The 14,896-nt window shown below is 73.5% G+C and carries 13 protein-coding genes; 3 read left to right on the top strand and 10 right to left on the bottom strand.

The features are described from left to right. Position 1: 1 nt before the first annotated feature. The 6 genes from MLV88_RS04395 to MLV88_RS04420 form a co-directional block, all read right to left on the bottom strand. The gene (locus tag MLV88_RS04395) at positions 2-1,192 is read right to left on the bottom strand and encodes an acyltransferase family protein (protein WP_243336948.1); all 1,191 of its coding nucleotides are present in this window, start codon (positions 1,190-1,192) and stop codon (positions 2-4) included. Between the two features lie 138 nt (positions 1,193-1,330). Then, positions 1,331-1,633, bottom strand: a complete 303-nt coding sequence (locus MLV88_RS04400) for a c-type cytochrome (protein ID WP_242337331.1) — start codon at positions 1,631-1,633, stop codon at positions 1,331-1,333. Between the two features lie 24 nt (positions 1,634-1,657). Beyond that, positions 1,658-2,911: a sulfate reduction electron transfer complex DsrMKJOP subunit DsrP gene (gene dsrP / locus MLV88_RS04405; protein WP_242337329.1), complete on the bottom strand. Its 1,254-nt coding sequence runs from the start codon at positions 2,909-2,911 to the stop codon at positions 1,658-1,660. A gap of 11 nt (positions 2,912-2,922) precedes the next feature. Further along, a complete protein-coding gene (locus tag MLV88_RS04410) occupies positions 2,923-3,846 on the bottom strand; it encodes a 4Fe-4S dicluster domain-containing protein (protein WP_243336949.1) in 924 nt (307 codons plus the stop codon). Positions 3,847-3,848: 2 nt separating this feature from the next. Continuing rightward, complete coding sequence (locus MLV88_RS04415; RefSeq protein ID WP_242337325.1) at positions 3,849-4,565, bottom strand: hypothetical protein; 717 nt, start codon at positions 4,563-4,565, stop codon at positions 3,849-3,851. A 108-nt stretch (positions 4,566-4,673) separates the two neighbouring features. Beyond that, entirely contained in the window at positions 4,674-5,930 is a 1,257-nt protein-coding gene (locus MLV88_RS04420; RefSeq protein WP_242337323.1) for a TIGR04013 family B12-binding domain/radical SAM domain-containing protein, read from the bottom strand. A gap of 234 nt (positions 5,931-6,164) precedes the next feature. Between MLV88_RS04420 and MLV88_RS04425 the strand changes: the two genes are divergently transcribed. After that, positions 6,165-6,413 (top strand): hypothetical protein, encoded by a 249-nt coding sequence (locus tag MLV88_RS04425; protein ID WP_242337321.1) that lies wholly within the window; start codon positions 6,165-6,167, stop codon positions 6,411-6,413. A 60-nt stretch (positions 6,414-6,473) separates the two neighbouring features. On the opposite strand, the gene MLV88_RS04430 is transcribed toward MLV88_RS04425, so the two are convergent. Together MLV88_RS04430 and MLV88_RS04435 are read right to left on the bottom strand one after the other, a co-directional pair. Continuing rightward, positions 6,474-7,028, bottom strand: coding sequence for a TIGR02265 family protein (locus MLV88_RS04430; protein ID WP_242337319.1), 555 nt, complete (start codon positions 7,026-7,028; stop codon positions 6,474-6,476). A gap of 217 nt (positions 7,029-7,245) precedes the next feature. Next, positions 7,246-8,985 carry a chloride channel protein gene (locus MLV88_RS04435; protein WP_242337317.1) on the bottom strand — a complete coding sequence of 580 codons (1,740 nt, stop codon included), beginning with the start codon at positions 8,983-8,985 and terminating at the stop codon, positions 7,246-7,248. A gap of 224 nt (positions 8,986-9,209) precedes the next feature. Here MLV88_RS04435 and MLV88_RS04440 point away from each other — a divergent pair, with 224 nt between their 5' ends. Together MLV88_RS04440 and MLV88_RS04445 are read left to right on the top strand one after the other, a co-directional pair. Next, entirely contained in the window at positions 9,210-10,175 is a 966-nt protein-coding gene (locus MLV88_RS04440; protein WP_242337315.1) for a hypothetical protein, read from the top strand. Between the two features lies 1 nt (position 10,176). After that, positions 10,177-10,503, top strand: coding sequence for a hypothetical protein (locus MLV88_RS04445; RefSeq protein ID WP_242337313.1), 327 nt, complete (start codon positions 10,177-10,179; stop codon positions 10,501-10,503). A gap of 14 nt (positions 10,504-10,517) precedes the next feature. On the opposite strand, the gene MLV88_RS04450 is transcribed toward MLV88_RS04445, so the two are convergent. Next, positions 10,518-11,816, bottom strand: coding sequence for an MFS transporter (locus tag MLV88_RS04450; RefSeq protein ID WP_242337311.1), 1,299 nt, complete (start codon positions 11,814-11,816; stop codon positions 10,518-10,520). A 149-nt stretch (positions 11,817-11,965) separates the two neighbouring features. Further along, entirely contained in the window at positions 11,966-14,524 is a 2,559-nt protein-coding gene (locus tag MLV88_RS04455; protein ID WP_242337309.1) for a M1 family metallopeptidase, read from the bottom strand. Positions 14,525-14,896 lie beyond the last annotated feature (372 nt).

Below are 14,896 nucleotides of genomic sequence, written 5' to 3' on the forward strand. Positions count from 1 at the left end.
GCTACTCGCCGCCCTCGGCCTCGGTCCGGCCGCCGCTCTCGAGGCGGAGGCGGACGCGCTCCCAGCCGGTCGCGGCCGCCGCGACGAGGCCGCTCCGGACGCGCTGGAAGGCGACGTGCACCGCGAAGCTCCCGAGGAGCACCGACGCGGCGACGAGGAGCGCGCTCCCGAGCCCGAGCTGGGGCCCGATCCGGTTCGTGAGACCGGTGAAGGTCGACCAGCCGTAGACCACCGGGACGTGGATCGCGTAGACCCCGAGCGACGCGCGCCCGACCGGCGCGAGCCGCGCGGCCCACGCCGCCGGCACGGTGGAGAGGGCCGCGAGCACGAGCAACACGGCGCCGCTCCGGAACGTGAACAGGAGCGGGTGCCCCATCGGCATCTCGCCCACCCCGGTCCCGATGGTGCCCGCGACGAGCACCGCCCCCACGAGCGCCATCCCGGCGGCGCTGCGACCACCGCCCGTGCCGGCGAGGAGACCGACGAGCGCGCCCACGAAGAAGTAGGCCGCCCAGGGGAACAGCGGGAAGGGCGAGGTCCCTCCCGCCGCCTGCCGGAGCGCGAGCGCCGGCAGCGACCGCGGCAGCTCGGCGACGCCCGGCACGACCGGCGCCGGCGCGAGCATGCCGAGCGCGATGCAGAGGAGGCCGAGCGCGCCGATCGCCCACGCGTGCTCGCGACGCGACCACGGCAGCGCGAGGACGAGCGAGGCGGCGAGGAGCGCGAGGGCGATCGTGTGGAGCGCGTCGAACGACAGGAAGTGCGCCCACACGTCGAGCTCGCCCGCCGCGAGCCGCTCGACGCCCCAGCCCGGCCACCGGAGCGCGTAGCCGATGGCGAGCAGGAGGAGGACGCGGCCGATCCGGCCGCGCGGGATGTCGAGGCCACGCGCGCGCCCGCGCGAGATCGCGACGGTGACGGCCCAGCCCGAGACCATGAGGAACAGGGGCGCCGTGAACCCGCGCGCCTTCCAGTACAGCTCCACGCCCGTGGTGGCCCGCACGGCGGGCGCGAGCAGCGCGTCGAGGGTGTGGCCGAACACCATCGCCAGCACCCCGAGGGCGCGGGCGGCGTCCAGCGCCGCGATCCGGCCCCGGGGCGGCTGCGGCGCGCTCGTCGCGGGTACGGCACGCAGCGGTGGCGCGACGGCGGAGGGACGGCGCGACTCTGTCGGCTGATGGGTCGCCTGCAACGGAGCGGCTCGCGGAAACGGGCGGGCGCCGGGCCACTCGGCTCCGGCGCCTCGCGCGCGAAACCTATAACACGGACCCGTCCGCCGCGCTCCCCGTCCGGGCCGCCCAGAGGACGGCCCGGACGGTCGGTTCCTTCCCTACTTCAGCCCGCCCTTCACGTACTTCGCGACGGCCTGGATCTCGGCCTCCGTCATCTTGCCCTTGAACGCCGTCATCTTGCCCTTGCCGTTCTCGATCGTCTTCGCGATGTCGGCCTCGCTGGTCGTCAGCGTGGTGAGGTCCTTCGCGCCGAGCTTCTGGGCCATCGGCGTGTTGCCCTTGCCGTCCTTGCCGTGGCAGGCGGCGCAGCGCTTGGCGAAGATCTCGGCGGGGGCGACGCCCTCGGCGCGAGCGACGGCGGCGGCGGCGAGGACGACGAGGGCGACGGCGATGCGCTTCATGGTGCTTTCTCCCTTGTGCGTGGTTCAGTGCGCCGGGAACCCGGCGCCGCTCGGACCCGGCGCGGCCACCCGCTCCGGCGCCCGGAAGGTTCCGACGAGGATGGGCGCCGCGATCTTCACGAGCGCCGTGAAGACGAGGAACCCGACCCCGAACACGCCCGCCGCGATGGCCCATTCCGTCGCGGTCGGGGTGTACTCGTAAATTTCGCCCAGCGTGTCGGGCGTGAACCCCGGGATGATGAGGCCCATCCCCTTCTCGATGTAGACGCCCGCCCAGATGAGCAGGCAGCCGAGGTTCAGCGTGACGTAGTTCCTCCGGGTGCGCGGGATGAGGAACAGCACGAACGCGGCGACGCTGCAGGTGAGCGACAGCCACGCGTACGGCACCAGGGCCCGGTGACCGTCGAGGCCGCCCCAGAAGTACTGCGTGTACCGGAGGTGCTCGGTCGCCGAGTAGTACTCCTTGAACAGCTCGGCGCCGAGCAGGAACAGGTTCAGGAACATCGCGTAGCTCATGAGCTCCGCGATCTTCCAGATCGCCTCGTCCTTGATCGGGAACCGGTTCGTGCGGCGCAGGATCTGGAACAGGATGATCATGACCGCGGGGCCGGAGCAGAAGGCGGACGCGATGAAGCGCGGCGCGAGGATGGAGGCGTTCCAGTACGGGCGCGCGGCCATGCCGTTGTAGAGGAACGCGGTCACGGTGTGCGTCGAGATGGACACCGGGATCGAGAGCAAGACGAGCGGCAGGAAGATCCGCCTGTCGTAGTGCTCGCCGCGGTACGTCTTGAAGAGCAGGTAGAGGACGAGCGCGACGTTCAGGAGCAGGTACGTGTTGAGGACGAGCGCGTCCCAGGCGAGGAGCGAGCGCGGCCAGTTCGGCGTGCCGAGGAGCGGCATGACGTGGAGGAACCGGTCCGGCCGGCCCATGTCCACGAGGATGAACAGGAGGCACATGGTGAGCGCGCTGATGGCGAGCAGCTCGCCGAGCACCACCACCTCCTTGATCGGCTTCCACTGGTAGACGTAGGCCGGGACGACGAGCAGCACCGCCGCGGCCGCGACGCCCACGAGGAAGGTGAAGTTGCCGATGTAGAACGCCCACGAGACCTGATCGCGCATGTTCGTCGCGATGAGCCCCGTGCGCACCTGGTGGACGTAGGCGATCGCGCCGACCGCCACGAGCGCGAGGAGCGCCGCCACCCAGGCCTTGTACGCGCGCCCGCCGGTGACCAGGAGGCGCGCGCTCCCCTTCACGAACTCCGCCGCTCCGCTCATCGCCCGCCTCGCTAGGTCGCGTAGAAGTAGTAGAACTGCGGGTGCGTCGCGAGCTCCTCCTTGAAGACGAACACCCGCTTCGTCTCCATGACCCGGCGGATCTCGCTCTCCGGATCGAGGAGGTTGCCGAACTTGCGCGCGCCCACGGGGCAGACCTCGACGCAGGCCGGGTAGCGCCCCTCGCGCGTGCGCTGGATGCAGAAGGTGCACTTCTCGACCACGCCCTTCGGACGCGGGCGGTTGCCGAGGTAGTGCTGGTGCGGGTTCAGCTCGTCCGCGGGCAGGGTCGGCGTCGCCCAGTTGAAGTGGCGCGCGCCGTACGGGCAGGCCGACATGCAGCAGCGGCACCCGATGCACCAGTCGTAGTCGATGACGACGATGCCGTCCTTCTCCTTCCACGTCGCCTGCGTCGGGCACGCCTTCACGCAGGGCGGGTTCCGGCACTGCTGGCACTGAACGGGCATGTAGAACTTGCCCGGCCGCGGCACCGCGTCCGCCTCGTAGTAGTGGTTCGCGTGGGCGAGATCGACGCCGTGCTCCTTGTCCATCTCCATCACCCGGATCCACTGGATCTGCGGACTCTGCCGCGACGGGTTGTTCTCCGCCACGCACGCGTAGACGCAGCGGCGGCAGCCGACGCAGCGCGAGAGGTCGAGGCCGTAGCCGAACTCGACGCCGGGCCGCGGGCCGGTGGCGGACACCGTGGTCTTCTTGCCGAAGCGCTCGAGGTTCTTCCGCTCCACCTTCGCGAGCACGTGGCGGAGCTCGTCCGGCGAGAACTCCTTGAAGTGGCCGCGCAGGAAGTCCTCCATCTCCACGCCGCAGGAGGAGAGCGCCGCGACGGCGGCGCCGGCGGCGGCGGTGCGCATGAAGGCGCGGCGCGACGGGTCGGCGGGCGCGTCCGCCACGACGGGCAGGCTCTTCCGCTCGGACATGGCTACCTCCCGCCCGCGGCGGTGGTGGAGGCCTTCGGCGCCACGGGGCGGCGCATCTCCTCGGGACGGAGCGGCCGCGGCTCGGGGCGCAGCATCTCCAGCGTGGGCGCGGTGGTCTTCTTCCCGTCCACCTCGATCTCCTTCACGCCCTTGAAGCCCGGCGTGTGCGGGTTGTGGCAGTTCACGCAGAGGAAATAGGTCTTCTGGCCGTCCCACTGGCCGACGCGCTTGCCGTGCACGCCCGCGCGCCAGTCGCGGTACTTGTCGCCGTGGCACTGGCCGCAGAGCCGGTACGACTCCGTGAACGGCACCGTCTCGCCGCTCGCGAGCTTCAGCACGTCCCGGTTCTGCGCGTCGTGGCAGTCGAGGCACCAGCGCGCGTTGGAATCGTGGTCGAACACCTTCTGGATGTCCTCGTGGAACGTGAGCTCGCGGCGGGTGCGATCGCCCGGATCGACGTGGCACCCGCTGCACGGGAAGATCCCCTCGGAGAACGGAGGCGGCTCCGCCTGGATCAGCGGAGGCGTCCTCGGCCCCTCCGCCGTCTCCCGCGCCTTCGCGCCGTTCGCCGGCTCGGGGCTGGGCTCGCTCTTCGTACTCTTCGTCGGTCCCGCCGGGCTCGCGGCAGGGTTACCGCCCGCGGCGTGCGCGGGCGGCGGTGACGCGAGCGCGGCGGCGACGATCGCCAGGATCGTCAGGGCATGGGTGTCGAGGCGCATGGAGTCTCCCGCTCTCGGGGGAACGTACTCCGCGACTTGATCTGTCGTTTGATCTAGGTCAATTCGATGCTCGCTCGCTTGGGGCGTGAGCGCCCACTGACGCCGCGTCTACGCACCCTTGCGCGGCAACCGGAGCGCCCGCTCCTCCTGCCGCCGCCATTGACCGTGCGCCGCCCCGGAGGCCGCGAGCCGCTCGAGGATGGCCCCGCTCGCGGCGTCGATGCGTCCTGGCGGCTCGCGCGCCCAGGGGGTGCCGGGCAAGGGCATGAACGCGTGCGCGTGCACGCGCGCTCCCTCGGCTGCGAGCCGGAACATGGCCTGACGCGTCGCGACGCGGTCCTCCTCGGTCTCGCCCGGCAGGCCGAAGATGAAGTCCACCGACGGCAGGAACCCGGCCTCCAGGGCGAGCCGGGCCGCGCGCGCCACGCTGCCCGCGTCGTGCCCGCGCTGCATCGCCGAGAGCAGCCGATCCGAGCCCGACTGGCCGCCGATGACGACCGTCCGGTTGTCGCAGTAGCGGCGCAGCAGCGCGAGCGCCTCGGCGGAGACGTGCTCGGGGCGGAGCTCCGACGGAAACGAGCCGACGAAGAGCCGCCGCGCTGGTCCGATCGCCTCGCGCGCGGTGGCGAGCAACGCCTCCAGCGCGGCGAGATCGCAGCCGCCGTCGTCCGAGCCCCACGAGAGCGCCGACGGCGTGAGCACGCGCAGGTCCCGAGCGTCGACGCGCGCGAGGGCGCGAGCCCAGCGGCGGATGGAGTCGAGCGAGCGGTGGCGGAAGCGGGCGCGGAAGAGGAACGGCGTGTGACAGAACCGGCACGCCCAGATGCAGCCGCGGGTGATCTCGAGCGGCCCGATCCGGCCGGCGCGCGGCGCGAAGGGCGGCACCTCGTCCAGATCCACGGGCGGTGCGCGGCCGCTCCTGCGCACGCCGCCGCCGTCGAGCCAGGCGAGCCCGGGCCCTCCGCGCGGATCCTCCCCCACCGCGACGCGCGCGAGCAGCGCGGGCAGGGTCTCCTCCCCTTCCCCGATGGCCACGAGGTCGAACCCCGCCGCGAGCGTGCCCGCAGGATCCGCGCTCGCGTGCGGCCCGCCCGCGACGTGCAGCACGCGTGGGTCGGGAACCGCGGCTCGCACGCGGGCGAGCTCCGCGGTCACCTCGTCGAAGCTCGCCGTGTAGAAGGACCAGGCGACCACCGGCCTGCGCCCTTCGTTCGACGCCGTCCGCGCGGCTTCGATCACGGCCTCGGGCGAGGTCGCGACGACGGCGGGGACGTCCGTGGTGGCGGGATTCGTCTCGACCGCGCCGAGGAGCACGTTGAGCGCGTGGCGGGCGGTCCTGCGGTAGTGGAGGACGAGAGTGGTCACCGCCCAGCGAGCGTGCTCCGGGTCGCGGTGGTGGGCAAGGGGCGGCCGGACGGGCTTGGTGGACGGAGTCGGTCTTGGTCAGGGTCGGGTCGGGGTCGAGGCCGAGGTCGGGTCGCGCTCGCGGCCCGTTCGCGCGGCTCGCTTCCGCTGCACCGCGACGACACGCATCGTGAACGACCCACCTCGCCGACGATCGCGAGCGCCGAGGTTCGGCGGCGGTTACGGAACGCTCCCATGCCGACCCGCTCCATCGACGTGCTGCGACCGCGCCGGCCACCGGCGTGGAGTCCCGCGGAGGGCCCGGCGGCGGCCCCCCAGCAGCGGCTTCCCCGCCCGTCGATCGTCCGGGCCGATGGGAGCACCGCGCGCGGCTCCGGCGCGCTGTGGGCTCCGAGCCAGGGCCCCTGCCGCCCGGAGACCGGGGGCGCGGGCGGCGAGCCCAGCGGCCACAACATCCCCATCCGGAAGGACTGCTGGGACTAGGACGATCGAGGCACGGTGGCGACCAGGTCGTCGCCGCGATCGCTGCGCGTCTCGATCGGCCTACCGCCACTCGCAGCGGAACTCGCAGCAGTCCGCCTTCCGCGCGCGGCAGCGCGTCTCCACCACGCTGACGCCGAGACCACCGCAGATCTCGATCGCGCGCTGGAGCCACCCGACGGTCGTCAGGCAGTCCTCGGCGACCACCTCTTCCTCGCCGCAGGTGCGGATCAGCGCCGCGCGCTCTCCGGTCGCCTCGTGGACGCGGTGTCCGGAGGAGTGCTGCGCCGCGTACATGCGAGGCACGTCCGCGAGGAACCGCTGGGGATCACCGTCGCGCACGAACGCTCGCTGGACCCCCGCCGCTCCCAGGTTCGTCGAGGCGCTGAACCGGCCCATGTCCAGGAACAGCCGCGTCCGGTCTCCGTTCGCGAGGATCGCCGCGGCGGTCATCTCCAGGCGGAGCAGGAGGTCCGCCGGATACCAGCCGCTCTGGAGGACGATCCCGCGGAGCGCCTCCTGATCCGCCTTCGAGAGGTGCCGCACCACGCGCCCCGACTTCTCCTCTCCCTGGGCCTCCAGGTACTTCAGGCGCGCGAGGAGAAGGGTCCCCTTCACCTTCCCCGTCGCTCGCGCGCCAGTCTGGGGCGATACGGCAGAAGCGCTGGGGCTGTCGGGCATGGATGTCGGCCTCCGCGGCGATCGACCGCACGCGCCACTTCGCCTTCCCCGCGCGCCGGTGTCAATCTCCTCCACTCTCGGTGCTTGCGCCTACACACACCCACGGCATACCCGGGCGGGATGAACGTGAGCCCATGCGTCGGGAGGTCCCCGGCTAGAACGTCCCCTGCGCGAGCAGGTCTCGCATCGCGACGGTGCCGACGAGCCTCCGCCGATCGTCGACCACCGGCAGCCGGTCGAGGTCGGTCTCCCCGAAGCGCTCCGCCACCTCCGCCAGGCTCATCGTGGTCGTGATCGGGACCACGTCCCGGTTCACCACGTCGGCCGCCACGATCATCCCCAGGTGGGCGTGATCGGAGATGGTGCCCTTCAGGGCGTCGAGCTGGATGACGCCGAGGAGCTCGTTGTCGACGGTGGTCACGTAGAGATCGTGCCCCGGAGGCAGGGAGAGGAGCTTCTTCAGCATCTGGTCGAACGGCAGCGTCGGCTCGACGCGCACGGCGTCGGGCACGACCAGCGCGGCCACGGGGGTGCGGCGGAGCCAGTCCGGGCGGGGCAGCTCGGGGAGCCGCACGCCGCGCCGGCGAAGCGGCGCGGTGTAGAGCGAGTCGGGCTCGATGGCCCGGCTCGTCGCGGCGGCGATCGCGGCCGAGAGCATGAGCGGGAGGATGACGCCGTAGTCGCCCGTCATCTCGAAGATGATGAGCACCGACGACACCGCCGCGTGCGTCGTGCCGGCGAGCACGCCCGCCATCCCGACGAGGGCGAGCGCGCCGGGAGGCGCGAGCCCCGGGAAGACGAGCGCGAGGAGCTCGCCCGCCGCGCCGCCGATGGCGGCCCCGTAGAAGAGCGACGGCGTGAAGAGTCCACCGGGGACGCCGGAGCCGGTGCACAGCGCGCTCGCCGCGAGCTTCAGCAAGGGGAAGATCAGCAGCGCCTTGAGCTGCACGGTGCCGAGCAGCATCGCGTGCACGCTGTCGAACCCGTTGCCGAGCACGGGCGCCCAGCGCACGGACATGAGCCCGACGACGAAGAGCCCGAACACCGGGAGGAGCGGCTTCATCCAGCGCGGGAACCGCTCGAACGTGACCTCCACCCACCCCATCACCCGGACGAAGATCACCGAGGCGAGGCCGAGGAAGGGCGCGAGGACGAGGCCGGGGACGAGCTCGCGCGGGTGGAGCAGCTCGTACTCCGGGATGATGTAAGTCATGTGCGCGCCGGGCAGGATGCGCGAGACCGCGGTCGCGACCACGCACGACACGACGATGGGCCCGAGCAGCTCGAGCGCGAACGAGCCGAGGAGCACCTCGAGCCCGAAGAGCGCGCCCCCGATCGGCGTGTCGTAGGCGGCCGCGATGCCCGACGCGGCGCCGCACGCGACGAGGACCCGCGTCTGCCGCTCGTCGAGCCTGAGCCGCGACGCGAGCCAGGATCCCGACGACGCCCCGGCCTGCACGAGCGCGCCCTCCCGGCCGAGGGACGCGCCCATGCCGACGGCGATGATCGAGAGCAGCCCCCGCGCCATGGTCGGCCCGAGCGCGAGCTGGCGATCGCGGTGCCAGATCGCCTCGATGATGCGCGCGGTGCCGTGGCCGCCCATCGGCCGCCGCCAGAACAGATAGACGACCGTGACGAGCGCGCCGGCGAGGGTGGGCACGAGGACGCGCTGGAGCGGCGGCGCCGCCTCGACCGCGGCGATGAACCGATCCGCGTCCGGCCAGGCGAGCCCCTGGACGAGTCGCAGGACGTAGAGCAGCGCGCCCGCGCCCAGCCCGGAGAGCAACCCCGTCGCGATGACGAGCACCCAGAAGCGCTGCGCGGCTCCGGGCAGGACGCGGAGGAAGTCGCGCAGCGACCGGAAGAACAGCGGCGGTGCGCCCCCCGCCGGCACTCGCGCGCCGAGGGGCGTTCCGCCCTGCGCGGCGCCCGTCCCGCGAACTGTTCCCGTCCCAGCCAAGCGTGCGCGCGCCGTCCGTGTCCCAAGCTCCGCACGATCCAGGCACGTCGGCAACGGCTGCGGTGGCGCACCGGCGTCGCACACGCCCCCGCCGGACCGCCACGCCGCTCGCCGCGAGGGCTCTACCGCCCGCCGGGATGGGGCGCAAGCTTCCGGGAGTGGATCCGGCGAAGGAGGTCGTCTCGGAGCCCGGCGCACGCACCGCGCGGGAGTTCACCCGCCGTGCCCACGCGCTCGCGAAGCTGCACGCCGTCCTCGCCGTGGGCGCCCTCGCCGGCGAGGTGCTCCTCCTGGTGCGCGGCAGGGTGCTCGTCACGCTCGCGCAGCGGTCGAACGTCGAGACCCTCACCCTCGCGTTCTTCGCCGTCTTCTTCGCCTACGTCGGCTTCCTCGGGGCGCGCGGCGTCCCGGGCGCGCTCCGCGTCCTGCGCTACGCCCTGCTCGCCAGGACGCGGGGCCGCGACCACGCAGAGCGCGCGAAGCACGAGGCGCTCGGCCCGCCCCGGGGCGAGAGCCCCCTCGCGGCGCTGAGCGTCCTCGTCGAGCGGGAGGACGCTCCCGGGCGCCCGTTCGAGCTGGCGGTGGAGGACGCGGCCGGCTCCATGGGGCGGCTCCACGTGGACGGCGCGCGGGTGCAGCACGCGCCGCACCGCCGCGACGGCTCGAACAACCTCATCGCCTACCTCGCGCACCAGGTGCAGGACGTGGCGGGCAGGCGCCAGGGGCGCGTGGTCGACGTGGTGGAGTGGGGCACGCTCGACGACGAGTCCACGCACCAGTTCCTCGCGCTCGCCGAGTTCGGGCGGAACCTCGGCGTCGCGCTCGGCAAGGAGGGGCTGTGGCCTCGCGTCACCCTCACCGCGGAGGACTGCGCCGAGCTCGAGCGCCGTCTCGCCGCGATCTGCCCTGCCCTTCGCGACGAGGGGTTCCTTCCGCACTGGGAGTACGAAGCGGAGCACAAGCTCCCCATCGTGCCCGAGCCGCTCGGGCTCGCGAGCCTCGGGCGGAGCGAGCGGCGTGCGGATCCGCTCCCGTCCCTCACCGCGCTCGCCCTGGTCGTCGCGACGGCGACGTCGATCCTCGCCGCCCTCATCCTCTATCCGCCCTGGGTCCCGGGGAAGTGACGTGAAGCGCGCGCTCGCCCTCGTCGTCGCCGCGGTCGCCGGAGCCCTCGCGGTCCGGGCGTGCGCCGGCCCGCGGCCGTCGGTCGCCGCGACCTGGCTGGAGCAGCGGTCGGACGGGTGGATCGCCGCCGCGCGGATCCGGAACGCCGGCGGCGACGGCGAGATCCAGGTCACGTTCCGGCTCCGCGATCGGGTGACCGGACGGACGATCCCCGCCGAGGGCACGGCGCAGGTGCGCCGCGGCGAGGAGGTCGAGGTGCGCGCCGCCGTGCCCGCGCCGCCCGGCGACTGGTCGGTCGAGGCGGAGTCGGAGTACCCGCCGCAGTGACGCGACGGGGGCCGCTACGTCGGCGTGCCCGGCTCGGGCACCGTCGCAGGGGCGCCCCGCCGCCGGACCACCGCCACCATGACGAGCAGCACCGCGATGCCCGTGAACGTGAGCACCACGTCCATGGCGAGCGAGCCGTGCGAGCCGCGCAGGCTCGCCGGGAAGAGCGGCGCGCTCGCCGCCCAGCCGTCGAGCCAGGTGACGTAGCTGATGGCGAGGTTCGAGGCCGAGTTGAAGAGCGCGTACTTCGTGGTCGTCGCGGCCGTGTGGCCGATGAGCTCGAGCACCATGCCCGCCCAGGTCGCGAAGGCGATCCCGTTCGCGAACGAGTACGCGAGCGTGCCCCACGCGTACGTCGCCGGCGTGAGCGGCGCGAGCAGCATGGCGAGCGCGGAGAGCGCGGTGATCCCGCCGGCCACGGCATAGGCGAGCCGGCGGCTCATCCGATCCGCGAGGTAGCCGCCCACGAGCGAGCCCGCCGCGCTGGTGATGCCGCCGCCGAGCCCGTTGACGAGCTCCACCACGCGGGCCGACGCGCCGAAGTCGGGCGCCATGCCGGCGAAGAGGTTCGTGAGGGCGCCGCAGCCGACGGGGACGAGGCAGATGACGAGCCCGGTGAACCCCGCGCGGCTGCGCACCGTCCGGCCGAGGTCCTTCGTCATCTCCCACAGGTGCAGCCCGAGCGCGCGCGCCACGCTCCCCGCCCGCGCCACCGCCGCGTCCACCCGGCGGGGCTCGACGATCCGGAGCGCGAGCGAGGCGCTCGCGACGACGACGAGCGCGAGCACGATCCCCCCCGCCCGCGGCGAGACGTGCTCGGACACCCACAGCGCCAGGGCGCCGAGGAGGCCCGTACCGCCCACGTTCGAGGCCATCGAGAACCCGCCCGCCTTGCCCTTGTCCTCGAAGCGGGTGGTGATGGCCATGAGCGCGTTGTTGGCCGCGTGGCCGGTCGTCGCCGTCGCCTGCGCGAGCATGATGAGCGTCGTGTAGAGGCCGAGGTTCCGGAGCGGATCGGGGACGAGCGAGGCGGCCACGAGCAGCGCCGCGGTCGCCGTCGTCATGGCGAGGTACCAGGCGCGCTTCAGCGACCCGATGTCGAGCACCGGGATCCAGAGGATCTTGAACGCGTGCGGGGCGAACACCGCCGCGCTGATCGCGCCGACCCGGTCGAGCGGCACCCCGCCCTGCCGCAGCCAGAACGGCATCGCGATCATCGCGTAGCCGACCGCCGCGCCGAACGGGAGGTCCAGGAACAGGAACAGCCAGGGGGGCGTCGGGCGGGCGGGCGGAGCCGCGGGCGTCGAGGTCACGCGGGGGAGTCTAAACGGCCGACCCTGATTCGCGAACAGGCGAGCGAAGCGAACCCGCCGGGGCGACGCCGCGGAGGCGGCGAAGCCGCTCGCGGCAGCGCACGGGCCCCGGCGAGCGGGGCGGGGGACGCAGTCCCCCGTTCGAACGTTTATCGCGCCTCGAGCCAGGCGCCGACCGCGGCCTGGGTCCGCTCGCGCAGCGCCACGTCCTGGCGGAGCCGCTCGAGCGTCTGGGCGATGGCCTGGCGCGCCTCGCCGAGCGGATGGGCCGCGAGGAACGCCTCCGCCTCCTCGAGCTCGCCGCGCTCGACGAGCGCGCCCATGGCCTCGACGACGCGCCGGAGCAGCATCGGCGCTCCCTTCACCCGTCCGTGCAGCTCCTCCCAGTCCGCCCGCAGCCTGTCCCAGAACGGGCGCCGCGCGGTGCGGTTCGCGAGGAGCGCCGCGACGAACGAGGCGACGTCCTGCAGCGGGACCTCGTCCGTGAAGACGAGGTCCACTCCCCGCGCCGCGAGCGCAGGCTCCTCGAAGGACGCGAGCGCGAGGAGCCAGCGGCGCCGGAAGGCGGGGTCGGTCTCCTTGGCGAAGAGCCCGCGGAACGCCTCGAAGCGCGCGAGGTCGCCGCCGCGCGCCGCCATCGCCACGGCGGCGTCGTGCAGGTTCGGCTCGAGCGCCCCGCGGTCGCCGCCGATCCAGCGGTCGAGCCGCGCCGCCGCCTCGTGGGTCACGCCCGCGCTCCGGGCCACGAGCCCGAGGGCGCGCACCGCGGCGGCGCGCCGGAGGCGCACCTCGTCACCCTCGCTCGGCGCCGCGCCCCAGCCGCACGCGGCGAGGCGCGGCCCGAACAGCGTCACGACGAGCGCCGCGAAGCGGAGCCGGTCGCCGTCGCCGAGGAGGCGGTACTCGATGGCGGACAGGCGCGCGACGAGCTCGTCGAGGACCGCGTGATCCTCCTCGCCGCCGAAGCGCGTCACGAGATCGAGGAACGCCCCGATCTCCCGCTCGCCGCTCCGCACGAGCGCCCACTCGTCGGAGACGAGCTGGATGCGCTCCGCGGGCGCGAGCCCGGCGAGGTTCTGCCCCAGGGCCTCGAGCCCCGCGGCGTCGTAGGCGACCCGGTAGAACCCCGTCGCGCCGGCGTTGGCGCAGACGAAGGCGGGCGCGTCGGCCCCCGCGAGCTCCACCTCCGCGCGCCGCTCGCGCAGGAGGACGCGCTGCTCCGTCACCCGATCGCCGTCGCCGTGGCGGAGGACGAGCGGCACCGGCCAGACCGTGTCTTCCCCACCCGCGGCGCTCCCCTCCGAGAAGAACCGCCGCTGCTCGAGCGTGAGCACGCGCCCCTCGCGGCGGACGTGCACGAGCGGGAACCCGGGCTGGCCGATCCAGGCGTTCGCGAGCTCGACCACCGGCTCGCGCGAGGCCTCGGCGAGCGCGCCCCACAGGTCGTCGGCGACGGCGTTCCCCTTCGCGTGGCGGCGCATGTAGAGCCGGATCCCGTCCCGGAACCGCTCCGCGCCGAGGTAGCCCTCGATCATGCGGAGCACCGCCCCGCCCTTCTCGTAGGTGATGAGGTCGAACGCCTCGCCTGCCGCGTTCACGTCGCGGATCTCGGCGTGGATGGGGTGCGTGGAGCGCAGGGCGTCGAGGTGCATCGCCGCCGCCTTGCCCTGGTCGAACTCGAGCCAGACGCGCCAGGCGGGGTTCCACTGATCCACGACCTTGAACGCCATCCAGGTGGCGAACGCCTCGTTGAGCCAGAGGTCGTCCCACCACGTCATGGTGACATAGTTGCCGAACCACTGGTGCGCGAGCTCGTGGGTGACCACCTCGGCCACCCGCTTCTTCTGGGCGAGCGACGCGGTCCCCGGATCGAGGAGGAGGGCGACCTCGCGGAAGGTGATGAGCCCCGCGTTCTCCATCGCCCCGGCCTCGAACTCGGGGAGCCCGACCTGATCGACCTTGCCGAACGCGTACGGCACGCCGAAGTAGTCCTCGAGGCGAGGCAGCACCTCGACGGCGACGGCCTGGCCGAAGCCGGTGAGCGGGAGCTTCTCGGGCGAGGCCCAGGTGCGGACCGGCACGCCGCGGACGTTCACGGATGGGAAGGACTGCACCCCGCCGACGACGAGCGCGACGAGGTAGGTCGGCAAGGGCGGGGTCTCGGCGAAGACCACCCGCCGGCGGCCCCCGGGGAGCACCTCCTCGCCCTCGGGTGCGCCGTTCGAGAGCACGACCGCGCCCGCGGGCGCCTCGATCGTGAGCCGCCACGTCGCCTTGAAGCCCGGCTCGTCGAACGAGGGGAACACGCGCCGGGCGTCCGCCGCCTCGAACTGCGTCGCGCAGAGGGCGGGGGCCGCGAGGTAGAGCCCGCGGAGCCCCGGGCTCATGCGCCCGGTCCAGGCGAGCTCGAGCGTGCCCGGCCCGCCCTGCACCGGCTCCGCGAAGCGCAGGACGACGGTCTCGCTCGCGGGCGCCGGCGTGACCGACGCGACGAGGACGCGGCCGCCGGCGTGGAGCGCGGCGCGTGTCACGTCGAGCTCGGCGGCGTGCAGGACGATCTCGTCCACCCCCCTCGAGGACGAGAGCTCGATCCGCTCGCTGCCCGAGAAGCGCTTTCCGTCGAGATCGACGGACAAAGTGGCCTCGTAGCGGAGCGGACGGAGATGGGGCGGGAGCCGGAAGGTGCGGTCGTCGGTGGGGTGTGGCATCGGTCGGTCCTCGAGCGCGCGCGCGGCGCACGCGCAAGGCGTAACCGATGACGGCCGCGTTCCCCACGACTTTCGGCAGGGCACGTGACGTGGCGCAGCTGGATACCCGCGCGGGCGCGCGCCGACCCGCCGGGGCCGGGACGGAGCCGGCTCTACGCGGACACGGCCCCGGAGCTCCGCCATCCTCGCGGCGCTAAACGACAGTTCGTGATTCGCGATCACCTTTGGTGACGCGAATCACGCTGTCGTTCAGCCATGTTCGAACGGGGGCTGCGCCCCCGCCCCGCCGAGCGAAGCTCGTCGGGGCCCCACCCCTGCCCGCCGGGTCCCGTGCGCCGCCGCGAGCGGCTTCGCCGCTTCCGCGGCGTCGCC

Source organism: Anaeromyxobacter soli (genome assembly GCF_022808855.1).
GTDB lineage: Bacteria > Myxococcota > Myxococcia > Myxococcales > Anaeromyxobacteraceae > Anaeromyxobacter > Anaeromyxobacter soli.